This window comes from Pseudomonas sp. P5_B2 (genome assembly GCF_056400445.1).
Genome location: NZ_JBFULH010000967.1, coordinates 1 through 1,236, shown reverse-complemented (window position 1 = coordinate 1,236; position 1,236 = coordinate 1). Strand labels below are relative to the sequence as shown.

Annotated in this window: 1 protein-coding gene; it reads right to left on the bottom strand. The window is 53.4% G+C overall.

The genetic code is table 11. The annotated features are described in order from the left end of the window. Positions 1 to 9: 9 nt before the first annotated feature. The coding region (locus tag AC1DRJ_RS28375; protein WP_477805062.1) for an ABC transporter substrate-binding protein at positions 10 to 1,236 on the bottom strand (1,227 nt) is incomplete at its 5' end.

Genomic DNA, 1,236 nt, shown 5'->3' with positions numbered 1-1,236 from the left:
ACTAATCATTCAGCGATTCAAGTTGTAGTAGAGAATCGCCTCATAAGCAGGATTCAGGCTCTTTTCCATACCCTTAATGTCTTTGCGGGAGACACGTATCTGCTGCACGTCGGCGTACCAGATCGCAGGAGCGTCCTTGGACAGTAGCTGCTGGGCCTGCACGTACTTTTCAGTAGATTGGGCCCGATCACTGCCTTCTAGCGCCGCCGCCTCGTCGATCAACTGATCAAAGCTTGGGTTGCTGTAGTGAGACAGATTGAATAGCGTGGTTTTCTCTGTATGGAACTCACTCAAAAGCCAATCGCTGGGTGTCGGATACGTCGGCCACCAAGCCATAGATTGCAGGTTGGGAGCGGTGTCCAGCTTCTTTGCCTTATCCCAGATCACACCCCACTCGCCGGGGCGTAACTCTACCTCTACGCCAACCTGAGACGCCGTCGCCTGGAATAGTTCAGCAGCGTTTGCATAGATGCCACTGATGTACTGCATCGAGACCTTCCAGTCCTGCTTAGGTACACCGGAGGCTTCCAACAATTGTCGGGCTTTATCCAGATCGTAAGTAGCCATAGGCACGCTGGCATGCCCCCAGATACTGGTGGGTAAAGGCCCCTTGGGAACACTGCCGTAGCCATGCAAAATATCTTTGGTGACACTTTCATAGTCCCAGAGATACTGCAGCGCCTGACGAAATGCCAGGTTGTTCGTAGGGTACTTCTGGGTATTGATCAAAAATTGAAAGTTCTTCCACGAAGGCGCGGTGCTCACCTTGATTGAGGGGTTCTCTCCCAACACCTTGAGCTGATCAAGAGGGATATCCCAAGCGACACCGGCCTCGCCATTTTTGATCATCTGGGTACGGGTGGCGGCTTCGGACACGACCTTCACGATGACCCGATCAAATTGCCCTTCTTTCCAACCTCCCCAGTAGCCATCGAAACGCTCAAGCACCACTTGCTGGCCSGGTTCGACCTGTCCAAGCCTATAGGGACCGGTACCGATGGCGTTGGGAGCCATCATCCAGTCATGCCCTTTCTCCACCGCCGCCGGGGCAATGATGTATGCGGCATACTGACCTGCCGCGATTAAATTGGCCGGAGTGGGACTCTTAAACTTGAGCACTACCGTATCGTCAGCGAGGGCCTCGACGGTATCCAGACCATTCCATACAAACGCAGCACCCTGTTTCAGCTCCTTGACATAATCAATGGACTTTTTGACCGCTGCGGCATTAAAGGC